Annotated in this window: 26 protein-coding genes; 3 read left to right on the forward strand and 23 right to left on the reverse strand. The window is 70.2% G+C overall.

The features are described from left to right. The first annotated feature begins 146 nt into the window (after positions 1-146). Complete coding sequence (locus AS96_RS06380) at positions 147-1,211, forward strand: hypothetical protein (protein ID WP_231477139.1); 1,065 nt, start codon at positions 147-149, stop codon at positions 1,209-1,211. A gap of 5 nt (positions 1,212-1,216) precedes the next feature. On the opposite strand, the gene AS96_RS06385 is transcribed toward AS96_RS06380, so the two are convergent. From AS96_RS06385 to AS96_RS06425, 9 genes are all read right to left on the reverse strand, one after another. Continuing rightward, a complete protein-coding gene (locus tag AS96_RS06385; RefSeq protein WP_036287138.1) occupies positions 1,217-2,305 on the reverse strand; it encodes a DUF418 domain-containing protein in 1,089 nt (362 codons plus the stop codon). A gap of 25 nt (positions 2,306-2,330) precedes the next feature. Further along, the gene (gene argF, locus AS96_RS06390) at positions 2,331-3,254 is read right to left on the reverse strand and encodes an ornithine carbamoyltransferase (protein WP_036287141.1); all 924 of its coding nucleotides are present in this window, start codon (positions 3,252-3,254) and stop codon (positions 2,331-2,333) included. Beyond that, entirely contained in the window at positions 3,251-4,525 is a 1,275-nt protein-coding gene (locus tag AS96_RS06395; RefSeq protein ID WP_269319600.1) for an acetylornithine transaminase, read from the reverse strand. The genes argF and AS96_RS06395 overlap by 4 nt, the downstream gene beginning before the upstream one ends. Further along, positions 4,522-5,424 carry an acetylglutamate kinase gene (argB, locus tag AS96_RS06400; protein ID WP_036287163.1) on the reverse strand — a complete coding sequence of 301 codons (903 nt, stop codon included), beginning with the start codon at positions 5,422-5,424 and terminating at the stop codon, positions 4,522-4,524. Before argB ends, AS96_RS06395 begins: the two co-directional genes overlap by 4 nt. Continuing rightward, positions 5,421-6,578 (reverse strand): bifunctional glutamate N-acetyltransferase/amino-acid acetyltransferase ArgJ, encoded by a 1,158-nt coding sequence (gene argJ / locus AS96_RS06405; RefSeq protein ID WP_036287164.1) that lies wholly within the window; start codon positions 6,576-6,578, stop codon positions 5,421-5,423. The genes argB and argJ overlap by 4 nt, the downstream gene beginning before the upstream one ends. Continuing rightward, positions 6,575-7,624 carry an N-acetyl-gamma-glutamyl-phosphate reductase gene (argC, locus tag AS96_RS06410; protein ID WP_036287165.1) on the reverse strand — a complete coding sequence of 350 codons (1,050 nt, stop codon included), beginning with the start codon at positions 7,622-7,624 and terminating at the stop codon, positions 6,575-6,577. The genes argJ and argC overlap by 4 nt, the downstream gene beginning before the upstream one ends. Positions 7,625-7,844: 220 nt before the next feature. Continuing rightward, entirely contained in the window at positions 7,845-8,708 is an 864-nt protein-coding gene (locus AS96_RS06415) for a reductase (protein WP_036287166.1), read from the reverse strand. Then, positions 8,705-10,285, reverse strand: coding sequence for a hypothetical protein (locus tag AS96_RS06420; RefSeq protein WP_036287167.1), 1,581 nt, complete (start codon positions 10,283-10,285; stop codon positions 8,705-8,707). The genes AS96_RS06415 and AS96_RS06420 overlap by 4 nt, the downstream gene beginning before the upstream one ends. Beyond that, complete coding sequence (locus AS96_RS06425) at positions 10,267-11,037, reverse strand: ABC transporter ATP-binding protein (RefSeq protein ID WP_036287171.1); 771 nt, start codon at positions 11,035-11,037, stop codon at positions 10,267-10,269. Before AS96_RS06425 ends, AS96_RS06420 begins: the two co-directional genes overlap by 19 nt. A 59-nt stretch (positions 11,038-11,096) precedes the next feature. Here AS96_RS06425 and AS96_RS06430 point away from each other — a divergent pair, with 59 nt between their 5' ends. Further along, the gene (locus tag AS96_RS06430; RefSeq protein ID WP_036287174.1) at positions 11,097-12,227 is read left to right on the forward strand and encodes an AAA family ATPase; all 1,131 of its coding nucleotides are present in this window, start codon (positions 11,097-11,099) and stop codon (positions 12,225-12,227) included. Between the two features lie 18 nt (positions 12,228-12,245). Here AS96_RS06430 and pheT read toward each other — a convergent pair whose 3' ends face one another. The 10 genes from pheT to infC all read right to left on the reverse strand — a co-directional run bounded on the left by pheT (position 12,246) and on the right by infC (position 21,629). Further along, on the reverse strand, positions 12,246-14,771 hold the full coding sequence (pheT, locus tag AS96_RS06435; protein WP_036287177.1) for a phenylalanine--tRNA ligase subunit beta: 2,526 nt from the start codon (positions 14,769-14,771) through the stop codon (positions 12,246-12,248). After that, the gene (pheS, locus tag AS96_RS06440) at positions 14,771-15,811 is read right to left on the reverse strand and encodes a phenylalanine--tRNA ligase subunit alpha (protein ID WP_005048929.1); all 1,041 of its coding nucleotides are present in this window, start codon (positions 15,809-15,811) and stop codon (positions 14,771-14,773) included. Before pheS ends, pheT begins: the two co-directional genes overlap by 1 nt. Positions 15,812-15,868: 57 nt before the next feature. After that, the gene (locus AS96_RS06445; protein WP_231477140.1) at positions 15,869-16,819 is read right to left on the reverse strand and encodes an amino acid ABC transporter permease; all 951 of its coding nucleotides are present in this window, start codon (positions 16,817-16,819) and stop codon (positions 15,869-15,871) included. After that, positions 16,816-17,463 carry an amino acid ABC transporter permease gene (locus AS96_RS06450; protein ID WP_016463240.1) on the reverse strand — a complete coding sequence of 216 codons (648 nt, stop codon included), beginning with the start codon at positions 17,461-17,463 and terminating at the stop codon, positions 16,816-16,818. Before AS96_RS06450 ends, AS96_RS06445 begins: the two co-directional genes overlap by 4 nt. Before the next feature lie 84 nt (positions 17,464-17,547). Then, a complete protein-coding gene (locus tag AS96_RS06455; protein WP_036287184.1) occupies positions 17,548-18,462 on the reverse strand; it encodes a glutamate ABC transporter substrate-binding protein in 915 nt (304 codons plus the stop codon). A gap of 64 nt (positions 18,463-18,526) precedes the next feature. Further along, positions 18,527-19,315, reverse strand: a complete 789-nt coding sequence (locus AS96_RS06460) for an amino acid ABC transporter ATP-binding protein (RefSeq protein WP_005048918.1) — start codon at positions 19,313-19,315, stop codon at positions 18,527-18,529. Between the two features lie 88 nt (positions 19,316-19,403). Next, positions 19,404-20,204, reverse strand: coding sequence for a TrmH family RNA methyltransferase (locus AS96_RS06465; protein ID WP_036287187.1), 801 nt, complete (start codon positions 20,202-20,204; stop codon positions 19,404-19,406). A gap of 75 nt (positions 20,205-20,279) precedes the next feature. Further along, complete coding sequence (rplT, locus tag AS96_RS06470) at positions 20,280-20,660, reverse strand: 50S ribosomal protein L20 (RefSeq protein ID WP_005048911.1); 381 nt, start codon at positions 20,658-20,660, stop codon at positions 20,280-20,282. Positions 20,661-20,690: 30 nt separating this feature from the next. Continuing rightward, positions 20,691-20,885: a 50S ribosomal protein L35 gene (rpmI, locus tag AS96_RS06475; RefSeq protein WP_005048908.1), complete on the reverse strand. Its 195-nt coding sequence runs from the start codon at positions 20,883-20,885 to the stop codon at positions 20,691-20,693. Between the two features lie 75 nt (positions 20,886-20,960). Then, positions 20,961-21,629 (reverse strand): translation initiation factor IF-3, encoded by a 669-nt coding sequence (infC, locus tag AS96_RS06480; RefSeq protein WP_081767986.1) that lies wholly within the window; start codon positions 21,627-21,629, stop codon positions 20,961-20,963. A gap of 234 nt (positions 21,630-21,863) precedes the next feature. Between infC and AS96_RS06485 the strand changes: the two genes are divergently transcribed. Further along, positions 21,864-22,262 carry a DUF1844 domain-containing protein gene (locus AS96_RS06485; RefSeq protein WP_005048902.1) on the forward strand — a complete coding sequence of 133 codons (399 nt, stop codon included), beginning with the start codon at positions 21,864-21,866 and terminating at the stop codon, positions 22,260-22,262. A gap of 15 nt (positions 22,263-22,277) precedes the next feature. Here the strand turns inward: AS96_RS06485 and AS96_RS06490 are convergent, their stop codons facing one another. From AS96_RS06490 to hisB, 4 genes are all read right to left on the reverse strand, one after another. Beyond that, the gene (locus AS96_RS06490; protein WP_036287190.1) at positions 22,278-23,072 is read right to left on the reverse strand and encodes an SseB family protein; all 795 of its coding nucleotides are present in this window, start codon (positions 23,070-23,072) and stop codon (positions 22,278-22,280) included. Then, complete coding sequence (gene priA, locus AS96_RS06495; RefSeq protein ID WP_005048898.1) at positions 23,056-23,802, reverse strand: bifunctional 1-(5-phosphoribosyl)-5-((5-phosphoribosylamino)methylideneamino)imidazole-4-carboxamide isomerase/phosphoribosylanthranilate isomerase PriA; 747 nt, start codon at positions 23,800-23,802, stop codon at positions 23,056-23,058. Before priA ends, AS96_RS06490 begins: the two co-directional genes overlap by 17 nt. 63 nt (positions 23,803-23,865) lie before the next feature. Continuing rightward, on the reverse strand, positions 23,866-24,564 hold the full coding sequence (gene hisH / locus AS96_RS06500; protein WP_005048896.1) for an imidazole glycerol phosphate synthase subunit HisH: 699 nt from the start codon (positions 24,562-24,564) through the stop codon (positions 23,866-23,868). Then, positions 24,561-25,172 (reverse strand): imidazoleglycerol-phosphate dehydratase HisB, encoded by a 612-nt coding sequence (gene hisB / locus AS96_RS06505; RefSeq protein WP_036287193.1) that lies wholly within the window; start codon positions 25,170-25,172, stop codon positions 24,561-24,563. The genes hisH and hisB overlap by 4 nt, the downstream gene beginning before the upstream one ends. Positions 25,173-25,216: the final 44 nt, after the last annotated feature.

Here is a 25,216-nt window from a genome sequence, read left to right on the forward strand (position 1 = left end):
GACGCGTCGCATCGCGGCATCCGATGCGACCAGACGAGACGGATGAGCGAGCCGCGGACCCCTCCCCACACCGCCCCGCTGCTCACGTATGCACAGATGCCGCCGCCCGACCCGTCGCGCGCGAGGAGGCGCGCCACGCTGCGATGATGAGTCGTCGCCCGTCGCCGCTGCCCGACAGCCTTCCGGAGTCGTTCTCCGTCGCGCAGACGCAGGATGCCGGGGTATCGCCGCGCCGGCTCCGCGCGCGCGATCTGGCCTCGCCGTTCCGGGGCGTGCGATCGCGGCCTCCGGCGGAGTCCGCGGCTGCGGTGGACGACGACGCGTCGCCCGGTGCGAACGAGAATGCGCGGCTGCGGCTGACGATCCAGCGGGCGGCGCGCGCGTATGCGGCCCGGGCGGTCCCCGGCATCCTGTACACCCACGTCACGGCGGCGGTGATCTGGGATCTGCCGCTTCCGCTGCGGCTGCTGCGTCGCGGCGCCGAAGCGATCGACGTCGCCGTGCTCGGCGAGCGGCGAGCACCGAAGGGCGTGGGGGTGCGGGGTCATCAGCTGCGCGCCGAGCTCACGAGGACCGGCGTGCGGCGCGGGTTGCGCGTGGCCGCGCCGGCATCGGTGTGGGTGCAGCTGGCTCCGCTGCTGTCGGTGGGCGAGCTCGTCGAGCTGGGCGACGCCGTCGTGCACATCCCGCGGCGACGGGGGATGCATCGCGGTACGCCCGCTGACGCCTTGGCGGCGCGTGACGACCTGGTGGAGGCGATGGAGGCCGGCCGCCGCGTCGGTGCTGCGCGACTGCGCGCGGCGCTGGGGCTGATCCGGGTCGGGGCGGCCTCGCCACCGGAGACGCGGATACGTCTCGCGTGCGTGCGGCGGCAGCTACCCGAGCCTCTCCTCGACGTCGACGTGTTCGGCGTGGACGGCAGACCCATCGGCTTCACCGAACTGGCTTTCCCGGACCACGGCGTCCTCGTGGAGTACGAGGGCGATCACCACCGCCGATCGCCGAAGCAATGGCAGCGCGACATCGAGAAGCACGCGGCCTGCGTGGCCGCGGGATGGGAGGTCGTGCGCCTGACGGCCGCAGACCTGCATCGGGACGCTGCGCCCGCTGCCGCGAAGATCGCCGCAGCGTTGGCTCGCGGCGAGCTTCGCCGTTCATCCGTCCCGTGGGGTCGTGTCGCCGCTGCAGATGCGGCGGGAGGGGACGGATGAACGGCTCAACCGCGGATGACCGCGCGGGTGGCGTATGCCAGGGCGCGTTCCAGGGGGCCCCGACCGACGACGAGGGCCCACGCGGTGCAGAACACGAGCGTCGCGCCGACGAACGGCCAGAACGGCTGCAGGGCGCGAAAGCCCGACAAGTCGCCGACGTCGCCCAGGGCAAGGGAGGCCCACACGGCCCACGCGACGATCTGGCCGACGTACGCGGTGAGCGGCATCGATCCCACGGCGCGCGCGGGCAGCAGCACGATGCGCGCGGGCGTGCGGCAGATCAGCAGGCACAAGCCCACGACCGCCAGGGCGAAGCCGCCCGACCCGACCGTCTCGAGCACACCGCCGGAGTGGGCACCGTCGGCCAGCACCCGTGCGAGGTAGGAGTCCTCGGGCAGGTCGATGACCGTGGATGCCGCGGCGGCGGCCATCGCGCACGCCGCGCCACCGACGACCAGCGCGACGAGGGTGCGCGCCGATCGCAAGTCGGAGCGTGCGGCGGCCAGCCCCGCGATCAGGAAGGCCGCCCACACGAGGAAGGGATAGTGCCAGCCCAGCAGCAGAACGAGATCGCCGCCGACCGGCCCGGCGGCCACGAGAACCCGATCTGCGAGCGGCAGCAGCCACGGCGCGCCGACACCGACGACGGCGGCGAGCACCCAGAGGGTCGATGCCGACAGGCGCAGCAGCGGCACCGCGAGGAGGAAGAGGATGCCGTACGCCGGCAGGATCACGTAGACCGGCACGCCCGTCGCGTTCAGTAGCATCCCGATGCCCCAGAGGATCACCGCCCGCACGACCAGTCGGCGCCGTGCGACGACGAGCGTCCGGCCCGACGCGGGGCTGCTGCCCGCGCTCGCCCGCGCGCCGCTCATCAGAGCGATCGAGACCCCCGCGAGCGTCGCGAACAGGATCGAGGACCGCCCGTTGACGAGATCGACCCAGGTCGCAGGCTGCGCCGCATCGAAGTGCGGGGTCACCAGCAGGTGCGCGGCGAACATCCCGAAGACGGCCAGGCCCCGCGCGAGATCGACGCCGGCGAGCCGGCCCGCGTCATCCAGCGTCCGCGCTCGGATCGGACGGGGGGCCGCCATCGTCGTCCCGCCGTCCGCATCCGGGTCACTGCTGACGCAGCAGCCAGACCAGAAGTGCCTTCTGGGCGTGGAGTCGGTTCTCCGCCTCATCCCAGACCACGCTCTGCGGTCCGTCGATGACCTCGGCATCCACCTCGTAGCCCCGGTCGGCGGGCAGGCAGTGGATGAAGATCGCGTCGGGATCGGCGAGCTCCATCGTCGCCTGCGTGACCTTGTATCCGCCGAGGTCGTGGACGCGCTGGATCTTCTCCTCCTCCTTGCCCATCGACACCCAGGTGTCGGTGACGATGACGTCGGAGCCGGCGGCCGCCTCGGCCGGATCGGTGAAGAGCGTGACCGAGCCGCCGGTCGTCGCCGCGATGCGATCGGCATCGGCGATGACGTCGGCGCGGGGGGCATACGCGGCGGGCGAGGCGACGCGCACGTGCATGCCGGCTGTGACGCCGGCCAGCACGTAGGAGTGGCCCATGTTGGAGGTGCCGTCGCCGAAGAACGTGAGGGTCAGCCCCTTCAGCTCGCCCTTGTGCTCGCGGATGGTGAGCAGGTCGGCGAGCAGCTGGCACGGGTGGAAGTCATCGCTGAGGGCGTTGATCACCGGAACGGTCGTGCCGCGCGCCATCTCCTCCAGGCCCGCCTGCGCGTAGGTGCGCCACACGATGGCCGCGACCTGGCGCTCCAGCACCCGCGCGGTGTCGGACGGCGTCTCCTTGCCCCCGAGCTGGCTGTTGGCGGTCGAGATGATCAGCGGCGATCCGCCGAGATCGGCGATGCCCACCGCGAACGACACGCGCGTGCGCGTCGAGCTCTTGTCGAAGATGACCGCCACGGTCTGGGGGCCTTCGAGGGGCTTGAGCTTCCAGCGATCCTTCTTCAGGGCGACGGCCAGATCGAGGATCTCGGCCTGCTCGGCCGGGGTGAGATCGTCATCGCGGAGCAGGTGGCGGGTCATGCGGAGGCCTCCGGGGTCGAGGGGTCGGACGCGTCGAGCACGAGGGCGTCGGCGACGGCCGCGAGGGAGCGGGTGAACAGGTCGATGAACTCGTCGATCTCGACGTCGCCGATGGTCAGCGCGGGCGCGATGCGGATCGTGCTGTCGTTGGCGGCGTTGACGATGAGGCCGTGCTGCTGCGCGGCGGCGACGAGCGCGCCGGCCACGGGATGCCGCAGCGCGACGCCCAGCAGCAGACCGCGTCCGCGGCATCCTTCGATCAGTGCGGAGTCGATCTGAGCGATCGCGGCGCGCAGCTGCTCGCCGCGGACGGCGGCGTTGGCGACGAGTCCCGCGCGATCGATCTCGCCGAGCACGGCCAGGGAGGTCGCCGTCGCGAGCGGATTGCCGCCGAAGGTCGAGCCGTGCGTGCCCGGGTAGAAGAGGTCGCTGGCGGCGCCGAAGGTGATGAGCGCGCCGATCGGGAAGCCGCCGCCGATGCCCTTGGCGACGGTGATCGCGTCGGGCACGATGTCCTCGTGCTGGAAGGCGAACCAGGCGCCGGTTCGACCCGCGCCCGTCTGGATCTCATCGACGATCAGCAGCGCACCGTGACGCGCGGTGATCTCGCGTGCCGCGGTGAGGTATCCCTCCGGCAGTGGGACGACACCCGCCTCACCCTTGATGGGCTCGACGAACAGGGCCGCCACGTCGTCGTCCATGGCCGCCTCGAGGGCTTCCACCGTCGAGTCGAGGAACTCGACCCCGGGGACCATCGGCAGGAACGGTGCCTGCATGTACGGCTTTCCGGTGAGGGCGAGCGTTCCCATCGTGCGGCCGTGGAACGCATCCTTCAGCGCCAGGATGCGGGGGCGCGCGGCGCGCGCGTCCGTCGCCGCGCCGTGCAGGCGGGCGAGCTTGAACGCGGCCTCGTTCGCTTCGGCGCCCGAGTTGGCGAAGTAGACGCGTCCGGCGTCGCCCGCGCCCGTGAGGCGCTTGAGCTCGGCTGCCAGTGCCAGCTGCGGCGGTGTCGCGAAGAAGTTCGACACGTGCGACAGCGTGGCGGCCTGGCGCGACACGGCCTCCACGAAGACGGGGTGTGCGTGACCGAGCGAGGTGACGGCGATGCCCCCGAGGAAGTCGAGGTGGCGGCGCCCGTCCGCGTCCCACAGCGACGAGCCCTCGCCGCGGACGAACAGAGCCATCCGGTCGCCGGCGTTGCGGACGAGGTCGCGCCCGGCGTCCTCCTGCCACATCGTCGCTGCTGTCGTCTGCTCCTGTACGCCGCTCACTGCGCCACCACCTCTGTTCCGATTCCCTGTTCCGTGAAGACCTCGACCAGCACCGAATGGGGCTGGCGTCCGTCGATGATCGCCGCCGTGTCGACGCCGCCGTCGACGGCGTCGAGGCACGCCTGCATCTTCGGGATCATGCCCGACTCCAGCCGCGGCAGCATCGCGCGCAGCTCGTCGGCGGTCAGATGCGAGACCAACGAGTCGCGGTTCGGCCAGTCGGCGTAGAGGCCCGCGACATCGGTGAGCACGACGAGCTTCGCCGCGCCCAGCGCGACGGCCAGAGCGGCTGCCGCGGCATCCGCGTTGACGTTCAGCGACTGCCCGGGGTTGTCGAGGTCGGGTGCGATCGAGGAGACCACCGGGATGCGACCGGCGGCGAGCTGGTCGAGCACCGGCTGCGGGTCGACGCGGACGACATCGCCGACGGCGCCGAGGTCGTGCTCGGTGCCGTCGATCACCACACCGCGCCGCCGGCCCTGGAAGAGCCCCGCATCCTCCCCCGACACCCCGACGGCGAAGGGGCCGAACGCGTTGATGCGCCCGACCAGCTGCGGATTCACCTGGCCGGTGAGCACCATCCGCACGACGCTGATCGCCTCGGTGGAGGTCACCCGGTATCCGCCCTTGAACTCGCTGGGGATGGCGAGCCGATCGAGCATCTGCGAGATCTGCGGGCCTCCGCCGTGCACGACGACCGGCTTGACACCGACGAACCGCAGGTAGGCGATGTCCTGCGCGAACGCGTCCTGCAGCTCTTCGGACACCATCGCGTTGCCGCCGTACTTGATGACGATGATCTGGTCGCGGAAGCGCTGCAGCCACGGCAGGGACTCGATGAGGACGGCGGCCTTCTCGGCGGCCTCTTCAGGGGTGGTGTGCTGGATCTTCTCGGTCATGAGCTGTACGCGCTGTTCTCGTGGACGTAGTCGTGCGTCAGGTCGTTCGTGAAGATCGTCGCCGCCGCGTCGCCCTCCTTGAGGTCGATGAGCACGTCGGTCGCGCGCGGCGTGAGGTCGACCTCCTCGCGGGGACGGTCGGGGGCGCCGGCGCTGCACAGCCGCACCCCGTTGAAGCTCACGTCCACGGCGTACGGGTCGAAGGCCGCCTGCGTCGTGCCGATCGCGGCCAGCACGCGGCCCCAGTTGGGGTCGTTTCCGAAGATCGCGGCCTTGAAGAGGTTGTTGCGTGCGACCGAGCGGCCCACCTCGACGGCGTCGTCCTCGGATGCCGCGCCCACGACGCGGATGGTGATGTCGTGACTGGCGCCCTCGGCGTCGGCCTGCAGCTGCCGAGCGAGACTCGTGCACACCTCGACGAGAGCCGCACGGAACGCGTCCGCGTCGGGCGTCACGCCGCTCGCGCCACTGACCATCAGCGTCACCTGATCGTTGGTCGACATGCAGCCGTCGGAGTCGAGCCGGTCGAAGCTCACCCGGGTGGCGGCGCGCAGATGCGCATCCGCCTCGTCGGCCGACAGCACCGCGTCGGTCGTGATGACCACGAGCATCGTGGCAAGGCCCGGAGCGAGCATCCCCGCACCCTTCGCCATCGCCCCGATGGTCCACCCGTCACCGGCGAAGACAGCGGTCTTGGGTACGGTGTCGGTCGTCATGATGGCGCGCGCCGCGTGGTCGCCGCCGTCGTCCGAGAGGGCGGAGATCGCCGCCTCGGTACCGGCAAGGACCTTGCCGCGGAAGACCTCGTCGCCCGTGCCGATGAGCCCGGTGGAGCACACGAGCACGTCGCCGGGGCTGATGCTCAGCAGCTCGGCGGCCTTCTCCGCCGTCTGATGAGTGGTCTGGAAGCCGAACGCCCCGGTGAAGCAGTTGGCGCCGCCCGAGTTGAGCACGATCGCCTCGACAGTGCCGTCCTGAATGGCCTGCTGCGACCACAGGATCGGGTTGGCCTTGGCACGATTGCTGGTGAACACGGCGGCTCCGACCTTCAGCGGGCCGCGGTTGACGACGACGGCGACGTCGGGCCTGCCGGTCGATTTGAGACCGGCCACGACGCCGGCGGCGGCGAATCCTGCAGGGGCGGTGACGCTCACGGTGCCACTCCGTTCACGGTCAGGCCCGTGGCCTCCGGAAGGCCCAGGGCGATGTTCATCGACTGGATGGCGGCACCGGCGGTGCCCTTGACGAGGTTGTCGACGGCCGTCACGACGACGACGCGGTTCGCGGCGCGGTCGACCGCGAGTCCGACGAGGGCGGTGTTGGCGCCCAGAACGTCCGCCGTGCGGGGGAACTGCCCCTCGGGCAGCAGGTGAACGAACGTCTCGCCGCCGTACGCACTCTCCCAGGCCGAACGGATCTCGGCATCCGTCACGCCGTCCGCGATCGGCGCGGTGGACGTGGCCAGGATGCCGCGAGCCATCGGCACCAGCACGGGCGTGAAGGAGATGCGGGCCTCGGAAGCGCCGGCCGCCGTGAGCGCCTGCTGGATCTCGGGAATGTGGCGGTGCGTTCCGCCGACGGCATACGGGTTCGCGGTGCCGAGGATCTCGGATGCGAGAAGGTTCGTCTTCAGGCTCTTACCCGCCCCGGAGGGCCCCACGGCCAGCACGCTGACGATGTCGCGGGCGTCGATGACGCCGGCCGCGACGCCGGGGACGAGGCTCAGCGCCACCGTGGAGGCGTTGCAGCCCGGGGCGGCGATGCGGGAGGCGCCGACGAGGTACTCACGCTGCTTCTGCCCGCCCGCGCCGACGATCAGCTCCGGCACGCCGTAGGTCCACGGCTCGTGGAAGGCGCCGCCGTAGAACGCGTCCCACGCCGCCGGCGAGATCAGGCGGTGGTCGGCACCGGCGTCGATGACCAGGGGCGTGTCGGCGAGCGCGTCGGTGTACTGACCGGACTGGCCGTGCGGGAGCGCGAGGAAGACCACGTCGTGGCCCGCGAGCACCTCGGGCGTCGTCGGCTGCAGGGTGAGGTCGGCCAGCGAACGCAGGTGGGGCTGATGCTGGATGAGCGCATCGCCGGCGTTGCTGTGCGCGGTGACGGTGCGGATGTGGACGTCGGGATGAGCGGCGAGGAGGCGCAGGATCTCGCCGCCGGCATAGCCGGAAGCGCCGGAGACGGCGACCGAAAGGGTCATTGTTCAACCTTATTGTGACGTGAGTCGGCAAACGGTGGGCTCGAAGCGGCGACACCGGCGACTCGACCCGTCACGACGACAGGGAGCTCGCGGGGTCGCCTAGAGTCGGCGGCCGTCCTGACGTCGGCGCGCGCGCAGCACCGTGGCAACGGTGACGGGAGCGGCGGCGTGCATGCGGAGACGCTATCGCGCGGCGCGTCGTCGCCGCAAATCGATGCCGTCACTGCGCAAGGGCATCGAGGAGCTCGCGCTCGTCGGCGCGCGTGAGCCCGGCGGAGCGGGGACGGTCCAGTCCCCGTTCGCGCTCATCGGCGAGCACGCGCTGCAGCACGTCCTCCAGCGGCCTGTGGCGTCCGCCGAGAATGCGATAGGTGCCATTGGCGCGAGTCGCGAAGCCGGGCACATCGTCGGGCAGCCACAGCGGCAGCGATCGCTCCCCCGCCCAGTACCCCACGCCGTGCGCGACGAGCCACGGCGCGGATGCCGGGACGAGCGCACCGGTGTGACCGGCGACGCTGCGAGCGATGGCGAGCACCGCCTCCAGCGGAAGACTGTCGCCGACGGCATTGACGGCACCGGTGAAGCGCGCCGCGCCCACCTCGACCACGAAGTCGGTCAGGTCGTCGACGTCGATCACCTGCACCCGCGCGCCGGGTGCGTCGGGAATCAGCACGGGCTCGGCCGCCGCGGCGGCGAGGCGGGCGACCCCGTAGCCGAAGCGATCGGTGGGGTCACCCTGGCCGACGATCAGTCCCGGGCGCACCACGGCCGCACGGCGGCCGAGGGCGGCTGTCACGGCCTGCTCGGCGGCGGCCTTCTCGCGCCGGTAGTCGTACGGGTCGCCGGGTTCGGCGGCGACGGCGAGGGCGGCGGACTCGTCGGCGCCCGCCACGTCCCACTCGCGATCCGCGACGGCGGTGTAGGCATCGTCGCGCTCCCGATCGGCGACGACCAGCCGGGTGCCGGCCGGCGCGTCGCGGCCGCCGCGGGCGAGTACCGTCACGGCGGCACCGGCATCCCGCCAGCGCTCCGCGATGCGCCGGGACAGCCATCCGGTCCCGCCGAGGATCAGAACATCGGTCATGTCGTCGGGAAAGCCCTGATGCGCTGGAGCAGGTCAGGACCGGTGCGATCCAGCGTCCGGCCGCCGAGCCACACCCCCAGGACCGCGGCGCCCCCGCCGACGACGATGCCGACGACGAGCGCCACCCACCCCCAGACGGCCGCGCCGGTGATGAACCCGGCGACGGCGAACGCGATGGCCGGCGCTCCGATGACGAGGCAGGCGCCCATCACGACGAACACGAGCAGACCGGTCAGGAACGTCTGGCCCGGCACGCTCTTGAACGGGCTGTCGCCGGGGGCGGCGACCGGCGTCACGAGCAGAGCGGAGGACACGGCCGAGACGCCGTAGCCGCCGAGCACCAGCCCCAGCGAGGCGCCGAGGATGCCGGGCAGGTGTTCGAGCCGGCCGCCGACGGCCGTGGTCACGACGGCGAGCAGCACGATCAGCGGGATGCCGATGCTCGCGGCGCCGAGAAGGCGTCCCAGGCGGTCGTCGCGGCCGCGGATGCCGGTCGCGAGCACCGAGGCGAAAGCGGTGCCGTCGTAGGAGACGTCGGTGTAGCCGGAGAGGCACAGCACGAGAGCGACGAGCACCGCCGAGCTCGAGAACATGAACCCGTCGATACCGCTCGTGAACGCGAACAGCAGCGGGAACAGCGGCACGATCAGCAGTTGGCGGAGGTATCGCGGATCGCGCAGCCACGCCGTGAGCGATCGCGCCCAGGTCGCGCCGACGCCGCCGGTGGGCATGCGGCCGAACAGCCCCAGCGCCCCCGAGCGGGCCACCTTCGCCGCGCGCTGCCGCGGCGTCGTGACGGCGCCGCGAAGAGCGCGCGCCCACAGCAGCCAGAGCGCGGCGAGCGTCGCCGCGGCGATGAGCAGACGGGCCACGGCGCTCACCCCCTGTCCGGCCGCGACGTCGGCGGGGACGGCCCACACCGCGCCGATGGGCGTCCACCCGAGCACGTCCGCGATCCGCGGTATCCGGTCGCGGACGTCGGCGGTGGAGGTGAGGGCGAGGGTCCCGGTCACGATCGGGCCGGCCATGATCAGCAGGATGAGCACGATCGTGCCGATGAACTCCCGCCCGCGTCGGTTTGCCCCCATGCCGCCCGAGAGCGCGGACACGAGCCGGGACGCGACGACGCACGTCAACACCGCCAGGGCGACGCACACGAGAGCGATGGCCGCGGCGAGCGGCCACCGGACCCAGAGGGCGATCGTCGCGAGTGCCGCGATCGCGGTGGCGATGCCGGGGATGCCGGTGAGACCGGTGGCGGTGAGGGCCAGCATGATCTGCCGCGTGCTGAGCGGGAACGGGGCGAGCTTGTCGGCATCCACCGTCGTGTCCATGCCTGTCACGAGCACGGGGCCCAGGACCCAGCCCAGCAGGAGGGCGGATCCGCCGATGATCGCGACGGCGCGCGCACCGTCCAGGCCCTGGAACACCGCGACGGCGACGAGCCCCGCGATCACGGAGGTGAGGATGCCGAGCGCCCACAGGATGCCGAAGCAGAAGCCGACCAGCTGCCAGGGACGACGCGCGAGGGTGTTGCCGAGGATGCGGTATCTCAGCCTCAGGACTGTCGCAACCACTGCGGTCCCTCCGAGGTGTGGCGGCCTCCCACGAGGGAGAGGAACCGGTCCTGCAGGCTCTCGCCCGCGCGCACCTCATCGACGGTGCCGGCGGCCAGGACACGACCGGCCGCGATGACGGCGACGTGGTCGCACATGCGCTGCACGAGGTCCATCGAGTGGCTGGAGATGATGATCGTGCCGCCCGATGACGTGTAGGAGCGCAGGACGTCCTCGATGTTGGCGGCGGAGACGGGGTCGACCGATTCGAACGGCTCGTCGAGCACGAGCAGACGCGGCGCGTGCACCAGGGCGCAGGCCAGAGCCACCTTCTTGGTCATGCCGGCGGAGTAGTCGGCGACGATCGTTCCGACGGCCTCGCCGAGGTCCATCAGAGCGATCAGGTCGGCCACGCGAGGCGCGATCTGATCGCGCGGCACCGAGAACATCATCGCCGTGTAGGTGATGAGCTGCTCGCCCGTGAGTCGATCGAACAGACGAACGCCGTCAGCGAGGTTGCCGATGAGGGCTTTGGCGCGCACGGGGTCGGCCCACACGTCGACGCCGTGCACCCAGGCGCCGCCGGCGTCGGGTCGCAACAGGCCGGTGGCCATCGACAGTGTCGTCGTCTTTCCGGCCCCGTTGGGCCCGACCAGCCCGTAGAACGATCCGGCGGGAACGACCAGGTCGACGCCGCCCACCGCGGTCTTGTCGCCGAAGCGCTTCACGAGGCCTGCAAGCTGCAGGGCGGGCACCATCTGCGTATCAGTCATCCCCGCCGAGCCTAGCCCGACCTCTGCGGGGTGTCGGAAGGCTCTGGCACGATGACCGCATGCTGCAGACCCTCGCCGTCGCCGGTTACCGCTCCCTCCGGGATGTCGTGGTGCCCCTGGGCGGGCTCACCGTGGTCACCGGCCCCAACGGGTCGGGCAAGTCCAACCTCTACCGCGCACTGCGCCTTCTCGCCGCCGCAGCGCGCGGCGAGGTGATCGGTGCCGTGGCGCGCGAGGGAGGACTGCCGTCCGTCCTGTGGGCGGGTCCGGAGAACGGCGGCACTCAGGGCACGGTGCGCCGTGGCCCGATCGCCCTCAGGCTGGGGTTCTCCTCCGACGAGCTCGGCTACCTCATCGACCTCGGCATCCCGCAGTCCGACCCTTCCGTCGCCAACCCGTTCGCCCGCGACCCGGAGATCAAGCGCGAGCAGGTCTTCGCCGGTCCGGTGGCCAAACCCGCGGCGCTGCTGATCGATCGGCGGCGACAGAGCACACGTGTGCGCGAGGGCGGATGGACCGAGCTCGACCAGCGTCTCGCGCCCTACGAGAGCATCGTGACCGACCTGGCCGACGGCGATACCGCGCCCGAGCTACTGGCGCTGCGGCGCACGATGGGCGGGTGGCGGTTCTACGACCATTTCCGCGTGGATGCCGAGGCTCCCGCGCGCCGGCCGCAGGTCGGGACGCGCACCCAGACGCTGTCGCACGACGGGGCGACGCTGGCGGCCACGTGGGCGACGATCGTGGATGCCGGCCACGGCGACGCCCTGGACCGGGCCGTCCGCGACGCCTTCCCGGGGTCCCGCGTGGAGGTCCAGGCGAACGAGGGCCTGTTCCGTCTGGTCCTGCACCAGAGCGGCCTGCTCCGCCCGCTGGAGGCGGCGGAACTGTCGGACGGAACGCTGCGCTATCTCCTGTTGTGCGCGGCCCTCCTGCCGGCGCGGCCCGCGCCGCTGCTGGTGCTCAACGAGCCGGAGGCGAGCCTGCATGTGTCGCTGCTCGCACCCCTCGCCCGGCTGATCCAGCATGCCGCCCAGCACACGCAGGTGCTCGTCGTCTCGCACGCGCGGGAGCTGGTCGAGGCACTCCCGGCGACGGCTCGCGTCGAGTTGCGCAAGGATCAGAACGGCACGGCCGTCGTCGGCCAAGGGTTCATGGACGTTCCCGCCTGGCATTGGGGGTCGCGGTGAACGGACCCCGATGCCGCACTACTCCCGGATGCTCGCCCCGAAACGCTCGGCGGCCACCGCCACGCCGGCCAGCTTGGCCTCCGTGGCTTCGGCAGCGGTGAGCGTGCGGTCCGGTGCCCGGAACCGCAGCGCGAACGTGAGGCTCTTGGTGCCCTCGACGAGCCCGCTGCCCCGGTAGTCGTCGACAAGGCGAACGGCCTCCAGCAACGCGCCCGCACCCTCGCGCAGTGCCGACTCGACATCTCCCGCGACGACGTCGTCTGCGACCACGAGGGAGACGTCCTGCGTCGCGGCCGGGTACCCCGACAGCGACGGCGCCACGTCGGGCGCACCCGCGAGGCGCAGGATGAGGTCGAGGTCGAGCTCGGCGACGTAGACGGCTCCGTGCAGGTCGGCGTCGGCGGCCACCTGCGGCAGCACCTGTCCGACGTAGCCCACCTCCTCGCCGTCGACCGTCAGGATTCCGGCGCGGCCGGGGTGGAGCGCCGCACGCTGCCCCTGCGCGACATCGATACGCACGCCCGCCCCTGCGGCGATGGTCTGGACGGCGCCGAGGACATCCGACAGATCCACCGGGATCGGGGGCTTCCCGGGCTGCTTGGCAACGATGTCACCCGTGAGCAGGACGGCAACGTGGCGCGGCTGCGGCGGCAACGCGGCGTTGAGCGCGGCGAGCGTGTCGTCGTCGGGACGAATCGCCAGCGGCGGCACGGTGTCGGTGCCGTACGCGACGCCCTCTTCCGGCGTGAACACGAGGCCCGTCTCGAACAGGGCGAGATCGCCGAAGCCGCGGGCCTGGTTGCGGTGTGCGACCTGCAACAGGCCCGGGATCAGTGAACGGCGCAGGTAGGGCGCCTGACCGTCGAGCGGGTTCGCGAGCTTGACCGATGCGATCGGCTCGCCCGACGCCGACCCGTGCAGAGCGTTCGCCTCAGCGGTCGAGAACGGGAACGAGGGCGTCTCCACGAATCCGGCGGCGGCGAGCGCGTTGGCCACGCGACGGCGACCCTTCTGCACCGGTGTCAGTCCGCGCCCGGACGGGGGCGTGGGCAGCACCGACGGGATGCGCTCCAGACCGTGGATGCGGGCCACTTCCTCGGCGAGCGTCCACTTGTCGGTGAGGTCGGGGCGCCACGTCGGCGGAATGACGTGCCAGCCGTCGGTCACGCCGTCGAGCTCCTCGCCCGGCAGCACCTCGCAGCCCACCATCTCGAGGGCGCTCGTGATCTCGGCATCCGTGTAGTCGACACCGATCAGCTCCGAGACGAACCCGTGAGGCAGCTCGATGCCGTCGACGACGACCTCGCCGAACACCGCACCGCCGAACTCCGGATCGAGAGTGCCGCCGGCGAGCTCGACCATGAGGTCGGCGACGCGGCGGGCTGCCACGAACGGCAGCAGCGGGTCGACGCCGCGCTCGAAGCGGCGGGAGGCCTCCGAGGGCAGCTTGTGGCGACGGGCCGTCCGGGCGATCGTGGTGGGATCGAAGATCGCCGCCTCGACGAGGACGTTGCGCGTGGCGTCCGTCATCTCCGTCGTGCCGCCGCCCATCACGCCGGCGAGGCCGATCGGGCCGGAATCGTCGGTGATGAGCAGGTCCTCGGCGCTGAGCGTGCGCTCCTTGCCGTCGAGCGTCGTGAGCTTCTCGCCCTCGGCGGCGCGACGCACCGTGATGCCGCCCTGGAGGCGGTCGAGGTCGTAGCCGTGGATGGGGTTGCCGAGCTCGAGCATGACGTAGTTCGTGATGTCGATCAGGATGCCGAGGGAGCGGATGCCGGCGAGGGCCAGCCTCGCGACCATCCACGGCGGCGTGGGCCGGGACGGATCGACGCCGCGCACGACGCGCGCGACGAACTCGCTCGCACCCACCCGGCCGCGAACCGGCGCCCGGTCGTCCACGACGATCGCGAATCCGGAGCCGGGCTGGACGTCGTCCCACGCGTGGGCGGCGGGGTCGGAGAAGGCGGCACCGGTCGCGTGCGAGTACTCACGGGCGATGCCACGGATCGACAGGGCGTAGCCACGGTCAGGGGTGACGTTGACGTCGACGGCGACGTCGTCGAGGCCCAGCAGGGCGATCGCGTCGGTGCCGACCTCCGGATCGAGGCCCAGCTCGACGAGCCGCAGGATGCCGTTGTGCTCGTCACCCAGCCCGAGCTCGCGGGCCGAGGCGATCATGCCGTCCGAGACGTGACCGTAGGTCTTGCGCGCGGAGATCGGGAAGGGCCCCGGAAGGGTGGCACCGGGCAGGGAGACGACGACCTTGTCCCCTTCGACGAAGTTGGACGCGCCGCAGACGATGCCGCGGACACCACCGTTCGCCGCGCCGACGTCCACCTGGCACCAGCGGATCGTCTTGCCGTTGGACTGCGGCTCCGCTTCGAAGGAGAGCACCTGGCCGACCACGACCGGTCCGCTGATCTCGAAGCCGATCGCCTCTTCCTCCTCGAAGCCCACCGACACGAGCGCCGCGAAGACGTCGTCGGTCGTGGCGCCCTGGGGAAGCTCGACGTACTCACGCAGCCACGACAGAGGGACGCGCATCAGACCACCATTCCGAACTGCTCGCTGAAGCGGACATCGCCCTCGGCCATGTCACGCATGTCCTGCACGTCCGAGCGGAACATGAGCGTGCGCTCGATGCCCATTCCGAACGCGAACCCCGAGTAGACCTCGGGGTCGATCCCGGCCGCGCGCAGCACGTTCGGGTTGACCATTCCGCAGCCGCCCCACTCGATCCAGCGCGGCCCGCCCTTGAACGTGGGATGCCAGAGATCGAGCTCCGCGGACGGCTCGGTGAAGGGGAAGTAGTTGGTGCGAAAACGCGTTTTCGCCTCGGCGCCGAAGAGCACCTTCGCCGCGTGATCCAGCGTGCCCTTGAGGTTCGCCATCGTGATGCCCTTGTCGACGACGAGGCCCTCGAACTGGTGGAAGGCCGGCAGGTGCGTCGCATCGAACTCGTCGGTGCGGTAAACACGTCCGGGCGAGAGCACGTAGATGGGAAGGTCGCGCTCGAGCATCGATCGCATCTGCACCGGGCTGGTCTGCGTGCGCAGCACGAGGTGCCGCGCGATCGGATCGACGAAGAAGGTGTCCTGCAGCTGGCGCGCCGGGTGGTCGATGTCGAAGTTCAGGCCGTCGAAGTTGTACCACTCGTGCTCGAGCTCGGGCCCCTCGGCGATCTCCCATCCCATGCCGACGAACAGGTCGGCGATCTCCTCCTGCAGAAGCGACACGGGATGCCGGGCCCCGACACGCGCTCGCGGTGAGATCGCGGTGATGTCGACGCGCTCGGCTTCGAGCCGGGCAGCGGACTCCGCGGCTGCGAGCTCCTCCTCGCGGGCGGCGAGCGCCTGCGCGAGGCGGCCGCGAGCCTGGCCGACGAGCTTGCCGAACGCCGCCTTCTGATCGTTCGGCACATGGCGTAGCTGGGCGTTCAGCTGGGCGAGTGGCGAGCCCTCGCCGGCGTGAGCGGCACGAGCGGTCTTCAGCTCGAGCGTGGAGCCTGCCGCGGCGACCGCTGACAGCGCGTCCGCGACAGCGGCATCGACGTTCTCTGGAGTGATCTCGGGTGCGTCAGACACAAGAGAGGAGTCTACCGGGGGGCGGGCAACCATCCCCGCCGCGCTGATCCCCGCCGATCAGTGCGGTCGGCGGGGCAGGCGGACCGCTCCGCCGCCCTCGTTGCCCGTGGCGCGATCGGTCGCCTGCTGCAGACCGATCAACTGGGTGTCGGTCGTTGCGCCCACCGGGTGGTGCAGCGCGCCTCCTTCCGCGGCCTGCTGCTGCTGACGACGCTTCGTGCGCTGCTCGATGCGGTACGCGACGTAGCTCAACGCCAGGCACATGGCGACGTAGATCGTGCCGCCGACGATGGCCGTCTGTATCAGCGGTGAGCTGTACACCGCGTTCGAGCCGAGCAGCTTGATGACGTACAGCAGCTCGGGGTAGGTGATGATGAAGCCGAGCGCGGTGTCCTTGAGCGTGACGACCAGCTGGGCGACGATCACGGGCATCATGGCGCGGATCGCTTGGGGCAGCAGGATGAGGCGGAGCACCCCGGCCTTGCGCAGACCGATCGCGTAGCCGGCCTCGCTCTGGCCGCGCGGCAGCGACTCGACGCCGGCACGGATCACCTCGGCGAGGACGGAGCCGTTGTAGGCGACGAGCGCGATCACGACCGCCCAGTAGGGCTCCATGCGGATGCCGACAACGGGAAGTCCGTAATAGAGGAGCATCATGAACACGAGCACCGGAACCGCGCGGAGAACCTCGGTCACCCACCCGACGGGCGTGCGTATCCAGGCACGATCCGACAGACGCCCGATTGCGAGGACCAACCCCAGCGCGAGCGCACCCGCCGCCGCCGCCGCGAAGGCGGCGAGCGTCGCGAGGGCACCGTCGAGCAGACGCTGCCAGATCGTCCCGTAGGTGAAGATCTCCCACTTGTCGGCGGCGAACTGACCGGTGGCGGCGAAGCGCCAGATCACCCATCCCGCCGCCGCCGCGATCACGACGATCGTCACCGCACCGAGCACGCGGTTGCGGGCGATCGCCTTCGGCCCGGGGACGTCATAGAGGACGGAACTCATCGGGCGACCTTCCATCTGCGCTCCATCGCCCGCTGCAGCCACGCGAGCAGCAGCACGAGGGCGACGAAGATGACCATGACCCACAGAAGTGTCACGAGCTGGTTCTCGCCGCGCTCGCTGAGGTTGCTGCGCACGGAGCCGAGATTGAGCACCGAGAAGCCGGCGGCGACCGTCGTGTTCTTCAACAGCGCGATGAGCACGCTCATCATGGGCGGGATGACCGAGCGCGTCGCCTGCGGCAGGACGACGAGCGTCATCACCTGACCGAACGTGAGCCCGAGTGCGCGCGCGGCCTCAGCCTGCCCCACCGGGACCGTATTGATCCCCGAGCGCAGCGTTTCGGCGACGTAGGTCGCCGTGTAGACGCCGAGGGCGATCGTCGCCAGCAGGATCGCATCGATGCGCTCACGCAGCAGGATCGGCAGGCAGAACGCGAAGAAGAACATGACGAGGGTCAGAGGTGTGTTGCGGATCCAGTTGACGTAGACCGTGCCCACCGCCCGCGCCGCGGGGATCGGCGAGACCCGCATGGCACCGACGACGAAACCGAGCACCAGCGCGAGAATGCCCCCGCCGATGAACAGCACCATCGTTCCTCTGAGCGCCTCACCCCAGAGATCGAGGTTGTTGGTGATGATCTCCACCGCCCCGCCTTCCGTCGTTCTCGTTGTCGTCGTCTCGGTGCCGGATGCCGGCGGCAGCGCACTCGTCGCTGCCGCCGGCCCCGCTCAGCTCGCGGCGTCGACCGGGGGCTGCGTCGCCTTCACACCGGAGGCGCCGAGGTTCTTGTCGAAGATCGCCTGCCAGGTCGACCCGCCGTCGGTGAACATCGTGTTGATGAACGTCTGCAGCGCGGTGTCGCCCTTGGCGATGCCGACGCCGTAGCGCTCCTCGCTGAACGGTTCGCCAACGACCTTGAGCTTGTCGGGAGCCTGGGCCGCGTACCCGATGAGGATCGCTTCATCGGTCGTGACGGCATCCACCTGACCGTTCTTGAGGTCCTCGACGCAAGCCGAGTACTGGTCGTACTCCTTGGTCTTGGCGGGGGTCTGCTCCTTGATCCGCTGGATCGAGGTCGAACCCGTCGCCGAGCAGACGGTCTCGTCGGCCGTCAGCGAGTCCTTGCCCGTGATCTTGTCGTTGTCCGCCGCGACGAGCAGGCCCTGTCCGGTGATGAAGTACGGCCCGGCGAACGAGATCTGCTGCTTGCGCTTGTCGGTGATCGAGTAGGTCCCGACGTAGTAGTCGATGTCGCCGTTCACGATCGCCTGCTCGCGGTTGGCCGAGGCGATCGGCTGGAACTGGATCTTGTCCTCGGCGACGCCGAGCGAGGCGGCGATCCAGCGCGCGATGTCGACGTCGAAGCCGCTGCGCGTGTTGGTCACCGGGTCCAGGTAACCCAGGCCCGGCTGGTCCTCCTTGACGCCGACGGTGACGGTGCCGGAGCTCTTGATCTTGTCGAAGGTGGGGCTGCCCTCGATCGTCACGTCGGTGGCGACCGTCCAGGGATTCTCGGCGGCACCCGAGGCACCGCCGGTGGAGCCCGGCTCCGCGCCGGGCGTACCGCTGTTGCACGCGGTGAGGGCGAGCGCGGCGAGGGCGATCCCCGCGATGCTGCCGGCGATTCTGTTCTTCTTCAGCATGTGATCCTCCTGTTTCGTATCCATCTCTCGTTGACCGCGCCGGTGCCAGGCGCGGACGTCTCGGTCAGTGCGTGATCAGCTTGGAGAGGAAGTCCTTCGCCCGGTCGCTCGTGGGGGCCGTGAAGAACTGGTCGGGGCGTGCCTGCTCGATGATCTGGCCGTCGGCCATGAAGACCACTCGATCGGCCGCTTTACGCGCGAACCCCATCTCGTGCGTGACGACGATCATCGTCATGCCGTCCTGGGCGAGACCGACCATGACGTCGAGCACCTCGTTGATCATCTCCGGGTCGAGCGCACTGGTGGGCTCGTCGAACAGCATGACCTTGGGCTTCATCGCCAGCGCCCGGGCGATCGCGACACGCTGCTGCTGACCGCCGGAAAGCTGTCCCGGCAGCTTGGATGCCTGATGCCCGACGCCCACGCGCTCCAGCAGCACCTTGGCTTCGGCTTCGGCATCCGCCTTCTTCATCTTCTTGACCTTGATGGGGCCGAGCGTGACGTTCTCGAGGATCGTGAGGTGGGAGAAGAGGTTGAAGGACTGGAACACCATGCCCACGTCTGCACGCAGAGCCGCGAGCGCCTTTCCCTCCTTCGGCAACTCTTTGCCGTCGATGGTGATCGTGCCGCTCGTGATCGTTTCGAGGCGGTTGATCGTGCGGCAGAGCGTCGACTTGCCCGAGCCGGAGGGGCCGATCACCACGACGACCTCACCGCGGTTGACCGTCATATCGATGTTCTTCAGCGCGTGGAAGTCGCCGTAGTGCTTCTCGACGTTGCTGACCACGACGAGGGGATCCCCGCGGCGCACGGTGATGTTGGACGTCGCCGGGGTCGCATTCGGAATCGACATGCGGGCCAGCCTAGGCAGATCCTGTGGAAGACGACCAACTTATGCACAGGATCTTGACCGAGTCGTAACCGACCCGGAACAATTCGCGTCAGCGATCGCCGCGCTGTGCGAAGGCCGTCTCGTACAGGCAGACGCTCGCCGCGGTGGCGAGATTCAGCGACTCGGCGCGACCGTAGATCGGCAGTCGCAGGGAGAGGTCGGCGAGCGCCAGCGCATCGTCGTCCAGGCCCCGTGCCTCGTTGCCGAACAGCCAGGCCGTGGGTGCGGCGAGCGCGTCTCGGCGGGCGAGGAAGTCCTCTCCCCCGACGTCCGCGGCGACGATGCGCAGGCCCGCCGCATGTGCCCGTTCGACGGTGGCCGCCAGCTCCGCGGCGACGGCGACGGGCACGTGGAACAGCGAGCCGGTCGTGGCGCGCACGACCTTGGGGTTGTAGGGATCGACCGTGCGTCCGGTCAGCACGACGGCATCGGCACCGGCGGCGTCGGCGGCGCGGATGATGGTGCCGAGGTTGCCCGGATCGCGTACCTCTTCGCAGATCGCGATGAGGGTCGGCGATGCGGCGAAGATGTCTTTGAGTGACGTCGGCGACTGTCGCGCGACGGCGACGATCCCCTGCGGGGTCACCGTGTCGGCCATCGCATCCAGCACCGCCTCGGTCGTGAAGACGATGTCCAGGCCTGCGTCCGCGGCCGCATCCCGGATGTCTTGATGTCGCTCCATCGCCGTGGGCGTGGCGAAGAGCTCGACGAGGGTGTCGGGGCGGAAGGCGAGAGCCTCGCGGGCCGCCTGGGGTCCCTCCAGCAGGAACAGCCCGGTCTCCTGTCGGGCGCTGCGCTTGGTCAGCTTGGCGACGGCGCGCACACGGGGAGAACGAGGATTTTCGAGCACGATCTCATCCTAGGGAATGAAGAAGGGGCGTCCCCCGTTCGGAGGACACCCCTTCTCGTGCTGTGTGGGCAGTGATTACGCCTTGGGCGCGTTCACGTCCGCCGGCAGCGCCTTCTTCGCGGTCTCGACGAGCGAGGCGAAGGTGGCCGGCTCGTTGACGGCCAGCTCGGCCAGCATGCGACGGTCGACCTGCACGCCCGCCAGGCCGAGGCCCTGGATGAAGCGGTTGTAGGTGATGCCGTTCTGACGGGCCGCGGCGTTGATGCGCTGGATCCACAGGCGGCGGAAGTCGCCCTTGCGCTTGCGGCGGTCACGGTACGCGTAGACCAGCGAGTGGGTGACCTGCTCCTTGGCCTTGCGGTACAGGCGCGAACGCTGCCCGCGGTAACCGGATGCGCGCTCGAGGATGACGCGACGCTTCTTGTGGGCGTTGACGGCCCGCTTGACTCTAGCCATTTTCTTCTACTTTCTCGTCTGCGTCAGCGCTCAGATGCCGAGGAGCTTCTTGGCGACCTTCGCGTCGCCCGGAGCCAGGATCTTGTCGGCCGACAGGCGGCGCGTGCGCTTGGTGGGCTTGCCTTCGAAGTTGTGGCGGAGGTTCGCCTGCTGCTTCTTGATCTTCCCGCTACCGGTGACCTTGAAGCGCTTCTTGGCACCCGAGTGGGTCTTCTGCTTCGGCATGTCTCTATCCTTCGTTGTGGTTCCCGCGGGGCGGGAGCTCTGGGGGCCGGGAGGCTGTGCCTCCGGCCGGCGGCCTTACTCCGCGGGAGCGGGCTCGGCGGCGGGGGCGGCCTCGGTCTCGGCGCCCGTGGTGCCGCGCGCCTGGCGCGCCGCCTCCTTGTTCGCAGCACGCTGGGCGTTCTGCTCGGTCTTCACCTCGGACTTGTTCTTGTGCGGGGCGATGACCATGACCATGTTGCGTCCGTCGATCGTGGGGTTCGACTCGACGGTTCCGTACTCGGCGACGTCCTCGGCGAACTTGCGCAGCAGCCGCACACCCTGCTCCGGACGCGACTGCTCGCGGCCTCGGAAGAGGATCATGGCCTTGACCTTGTCACCGGCCTGCAGGAAGCCTTCGGCACGCTTGAGCTTGGTCGTGTAGTCGTGCGCTTCGATCTTCAGTCGGAAACGGACCTCTTTGAGAACCGTGTTCGCCTGATTGCGACGCGCTTCCTTCGCCTTCTGCGCCGCCTCGTACTTGAACTTGCCGTAGTCCATGATCTTGACCACGGGCGGCTTCGAGTTGGGGGCGACCTCGACGAGGTCGAGATCTGCTTCCTGAGCGAGGCGCAGAGCGACCTCGATGCGGACGACGCCGACCTGCTCACCCGCGGGTCCGACGAGGCGGACCTCGGGAACGCGAATGCGGTCATTGGTGCGGGGATCGCTGATGCGGAACTCCTTAGTCGTACGGGTGGGTGCCACCGGACACAGGGATGTGTCTCGGGCGGAAGATCGTCACGTCCACCCCGCACGACGCGCACGTCGGCTTCGTTCCTGCACCCTCACCCGCACCGATTGCTCGGTGCGACAACCTCGACGGACGAGGCGGAGCGCGTGACCCGGTAGCCTGGAGCGGCAAGCGCGGGTGGGATGTGATCCTCTTTCGTTCCGGAGCAGAACACTCCGGCGCCCGCACAGTCTAGCAGAGAGCAGCACGTGGACACGATTCCTTCCTCCCCCGACCGTCACGAGGCCGAACGGCTCGCCCGATGGGAGGAACAGGAGCGTGCCTCCGCCGCCGCCACCCGCGACATCGCCGACGTGCCGGCGGTGGAGGTCATCACGACGGCCGCAGTGCATCTCATGAGCGCGGCCGCCGTCAAGACCGGTCTCGCGGACGATCCCGAGACGCAGCGGGATCTCGACGAGGCACGCAAGCTGATCAACGCCCTGGCGGGGCTGATCACGGCCGGAGCGCCGGAGATCAGCGACATGCACGCGCGGTCACTGCGCGATGGACTGCGCTCGCTGCAGCTCGCGTTCCGCGAGGCCTCGGTCATCCCCGACCCGATCGGCAAGGGCCCGGGCGAGAAGTGGACCGGACCCGTCACGTGAGACCCGGCGCGGCGCTCAGCCGCGGACGAGCTTGACCGTGAGCGAGTCGACCAGCACCGCAATGCGATCATCGGCGGCCCACCGCGCCGCCAGCCGCTGCAGGGTGGCGTCGAGCTGAGACTGGTCGCGCCCATCCACGAGCTGCAGACGGACGATCAGTTCCGGGCCGCGCAGACGCGCCTGCGGATCCCCCGGCGCCACCGACAGGTCGAGCACGCCCAGCTCGGAGCCGATCGAGTCCTGCAGCCCGGCATAGACCTCCGGCGAGGTGTGCGCGGGTTCCCAGGCCAGCCCTTGACCGAGGGCCCACACCGCGGGGCGACGCAGAACGAACTCGGTCTCGGATGCCGGGTCGATCACGATCAGGTCCGTATCGTCGGCAGCGGCGGCCAAGGCGGTACGGATGCCGTCGGCCGGCACCGGTCGCGCTTTCGGATCCCACGCCGCCATCGTGCCCACCGAGGTGAACACCGGCAGCACACGCCGCCCGTCGGGCGCGGCGACCGTCACGATGGACAGCTCCTGCGTCTTGTCGACGGTGTGGCCGGACGGCGCGACGCCCACATCGCCGGCCTCGGCGACCAGCGGGATCAACAGGCGTGCCGTCCGGTAGGCGTCGACGACCGCACGAGCATCACCCTCGCCCCGGCGGAAGCTCAGCAGCGCCGACAGCAGCGCAGGGTCTGCAGAGCCGTCGTCGCCGGCGTGCGGATTGGGCTCGAAAGAGCGCCCCTCCCAGGGGACGCCTGCGGAATCCGCGGCGCAGGCGTGGGCGGCGGCGTCGTCGGGACTCTCAGCCTGCGGCGACATCCAGCGCCTCGGCGAGGGTGAAGGCCCCCGCATAGAGGGCCTTGCCCACGATCGCGCCTTCGACGCCGAGCGGAACGAGCTCGCGCAGGGCCGCGATGTCGTCGAGGTTCGAGATGCCCCCCGAGGCGACGACCGGCTTGACGGTGCGGGTGGTGACCTCGCGCAGCAGCTCGAGGTTCGGGCCCTTCAGCGTGCCGTCCTTGGTGACGTCGGTGACGACGTAACGGCTGCACCCGGCGTCTTCGAGGCGCTGGAGCACCTGCCAGAGGTCGCCGCCGTCGCGCGTCCACCCGCGCGCAGCGAGCGTGGTTCCACGCACATCGAGTCCGACCGCGATCGCGTCGCCGTAGCGGCCGATCACATCCGCCGCCCACTCGGGGTTCTCCAGCGCCGCGGTGCCCAGGTTGATGCGGCTCGCCCCCGACTCGAGGGCGGCCTCCAAGGTCGCATCGTCGCGGATTCCTCCGGACAGCTCCACCTGCACGCCCTTGAGCTGCTTGATGACCTTGCGCAGCACGGCGGAGTTGTTGCCGCGCCCGAAGGCGGCATCCAGATCCACGAGGTGGATCCACTGGGCGCCGTCGCGCGCCCAGGCCAACGCCGCGTCGACGGGATCGCCGTAGCTGGTCTCGGTGCCGGCCTCACCCTGCGTCAGACGTACCGCCTTGCCGTCGGCGACGTCGACGGCGGGCAGGAGGATCAGTTCGGGGGTCGACGCGAAATCGTTCATGGCTCCAGGAAGGGTTCAGTGCCCGCCATGCGCGGACACGAGGACACACAAGCAGAGAGACTACTACCGGGTGCGGGTGAGGTCCTGCGGCAGCGAGGAGATCCAGTTCGCGAGAAGCCGGATGCCGGCCTCGCCGCTCTTCTCGGGATGGAACTGCGTCGCCGACAGCGGCCCGTTCTCGACGGCGGCGAGGAACGGCGTGCCGTAGTCGCACCAGGTGAGGGCGGGTTGGCGGAACGGCCGCGTGACCTCGAGCGACCAGTGCTGCGCGGCGTAGGAGTGCACGAAGTAGAACCGTTCGTGCTCCAGGCCACGAAAAAGAGTCGAGCCTTCGCCCACCCGCACCGTGTTCCAGCCCATGTGCGGGAGCACCGGCGCGTCGAGTTCGGTGACCGCCCCGGGCCACTCGCCGAGCCCCTCGGTGTCGTCACCGCGTTCCACACCGTGCTCGAACATCACCTGCATGCCGACACAGATGCCCAGCACCGGCAGACCTCCGGCGAGACGACGTTCGATGATCTCGTCGCCGCGCGTGGCGCGCAGGGACTCCATCACGGCCCGGAAGGCTCCGACGCCGGGGACGACCAGACCTGCGGCGTCGTGGATCAGACCACGATCGGCCGTGAGCCGCGCATCGGCACCCGCGGCGACGAGAGCCTTCACCGCGGAGTGGACATTGCCCGACCCGTAGTCGAGCACAGCCACGAGAGGCCGCTCCTCGATGCGGGTACCGGCCTCGAGCCCTGCGGTGGCGTCGGTCATAGGGCGCCCTTCGTACTGGGGATGCCGTGGACCAGGGGGTCGAGCGCCTTCGCCTGTCGGAGGGCCCGCGCGAACGCTTTGTACTCGGCCTCGGCGACGTGATGCGGGTCCCGTCCGCCGAGCACCGTGACGTGCATCGTCAGACCAGCATTGAAAGCGAGCGCTTCGAAGGTGTGGCGGACGAGTGAACCGGTGAAGTGGCCGCCGATGAGGTGGTGCTCGAACCCGACCGGCTCCCCGGTGTGGACGAGATAGGGGCGCCCACTGATGTCGACCACAGCCTGGGCCAGCGCCTCGTCCAGGGGAACGAGCGCGTCTCCGTAGCGCGAGATGCCGCTCTTGTCGCCGAGCGCCTGGCGGATCGCCTGCCCCAGGACGATCGCGGTGTCTTCGACGGTGTGGTGTGCATCGATGTCGGTGTCTCCCGAGGCGCGCACGGTGAGATCGGTGAGCGAGTGCTTTGCGAAGGCCGTGAGCAGGTGGTCGAAGAACGGCACCGTGGTGTCGATGCTGCTGCGCCCGGTGCCGTCGAGGTCGAGGTCGAGTTCGACCGTGGACTCGCTGGTCGCGCGTCGCAGGGATGCCGTGCGGAGGGCCGGGGTGCTCATGAGCCGAGTCTACCGAGAGCGCGCGCGCCGGCCCGGCGTGTTAC

The organism is Microbacterium sp. MRS-1 (genome assembly GCF_000585455.1).
GTDB lineage: Bacteria > Actinomycetota > Actinomycetes > Actinomycetales > Microbacteriaceae > Microbacterium > Microbacterium laevaniformans.

Excerpts from the sequence above, each read along its gene's own strand:
- hisH (WP_005048896.1), bottom strand. The coding sequence starts at position 24,564 with ATGACCGACGCCACCGCAGGGCTCGAGGCCGGTACCCGCATCGAGGAG.
- rplT (WP_005048911.1), bottom strand. The coding sequence starts at position 20,660 with ATGGCTAGAGTCAAGCGGGCCGTCAACGCCCACAAGAAGCGTCGCGTC.
- AS96_RS06415 (WP_036287166.1), bottom strand. The coding sequence starts at position 8,708 with ATGACCGATGTTCTGATCCTCGGCGGGACCGGATGGCTGTCCCGGCGC.
- argC (WP_036287165.1), bottom strand. The coding sequence starts at position 7,624 with ATGACCCTTTCGGTCGCCGTCTCCGGCGCTTCCGGCTATGCCGGCGGC.
- AS96_RS06430 (WP_036287174.1), top strand. The coding sequence starts at position 11,097 with ATGCTGCAGACCCTCGCCGTCGCCGGTTACCGCTCCCTCCGGGATGTC.
- argB (WP_036287163.1), bottom strand. The coding sequence starts at position 5,424 with ATGACCGAGAAGATCCAGCACACCACCCCTGAAGAGGCCGCCGAGAAG.
- AS96_RS06385 (WP_036287138.1), bottom strand. The coding sequence starts at position 2,305 with ATGGCGGCCCCCCGTCCGATCCGAGCGCGGACGCTGGATGACGCGGGC.
- AS96_RS06445 (WP_231477140.1), bottom strand. The coding sequence starts at position 16,819 with ATGAGTTCCGTCCTCTATGACGTCCCCGGGCCGAAGGCGATCGCCCGC.
- pheT (WP_036287177.1), bottom strand. The coding sequence starts at position 14,771 with ATGCGCGTCCCTCTGTCGTGGCTGCGTGAGTACGTCGAGCTTCCCCAG.
- AS96_RS06490 (WP_036287190.1), bottom strand. The coding sequence starts at position 23,072 with ATGTCGCCGCAGGCTGAGAGTCCCGACGACGCCGCCGCCCACGCCTGC.
- argF (WP_036287141.1), bottom strand. The coding sequence starts at position 3,254 with ATGACCCGCCACCTGCTCCGCGATGACGATCTCACCCCGGCCGAGCAG.
- rpmI (WP_005048908.1), bottom strand. The coding sequence starts at position 20,885 with ATGCCGAAGCAGAAGACCCACTCGGGTGCCAAGAAGCGCTTCAAGGTC.
- AS96_RS06455 (WP_036287184.1), bottom strand. The coding sequence starts at position 18,462 with ATGCTGAAGAAGAACAGAATCGCCGGCAGCATCGCGGGGATCGCCCTC.
- AS96_RS06460 (WP_005048918.1), bottom strand. The coding sequence starts at position 19,315 with ATGTCGATTCCGAATGCGACCCCGGCGACGTCCAACATCACCGTGCGC.
- AS96_RS06425 (WP_036287171.1), bottom strand. The coding sequence starts at position 11,037 with ATGACTGATACGCAGATGGTGCCCGCCCTGCAGCTTGCAGGCCTCGTG.
- priA (WP_005048898.1), bottom strand. The coding sequence starts at position 23,802 with ATGAACGATTTCGCGTCGACCCCCGAACTGATCCTCCTGCCCGCCGTC.
- hisB (WP_036287193.1), bottom strand. The coding sequence starts at position 25,172 with ATGAGCACCCCGGCCCTCCGCACGGCATCCCTGCGACGCGCGACCAGC.
- AS96_RS06380 (WP_231477139.1), top strand. The coding sequence starts at position 147 with ATGAGTCGTCGCCCGTCGCCGCTGCCCGACAGCCTTCCGGAGTCGTTC.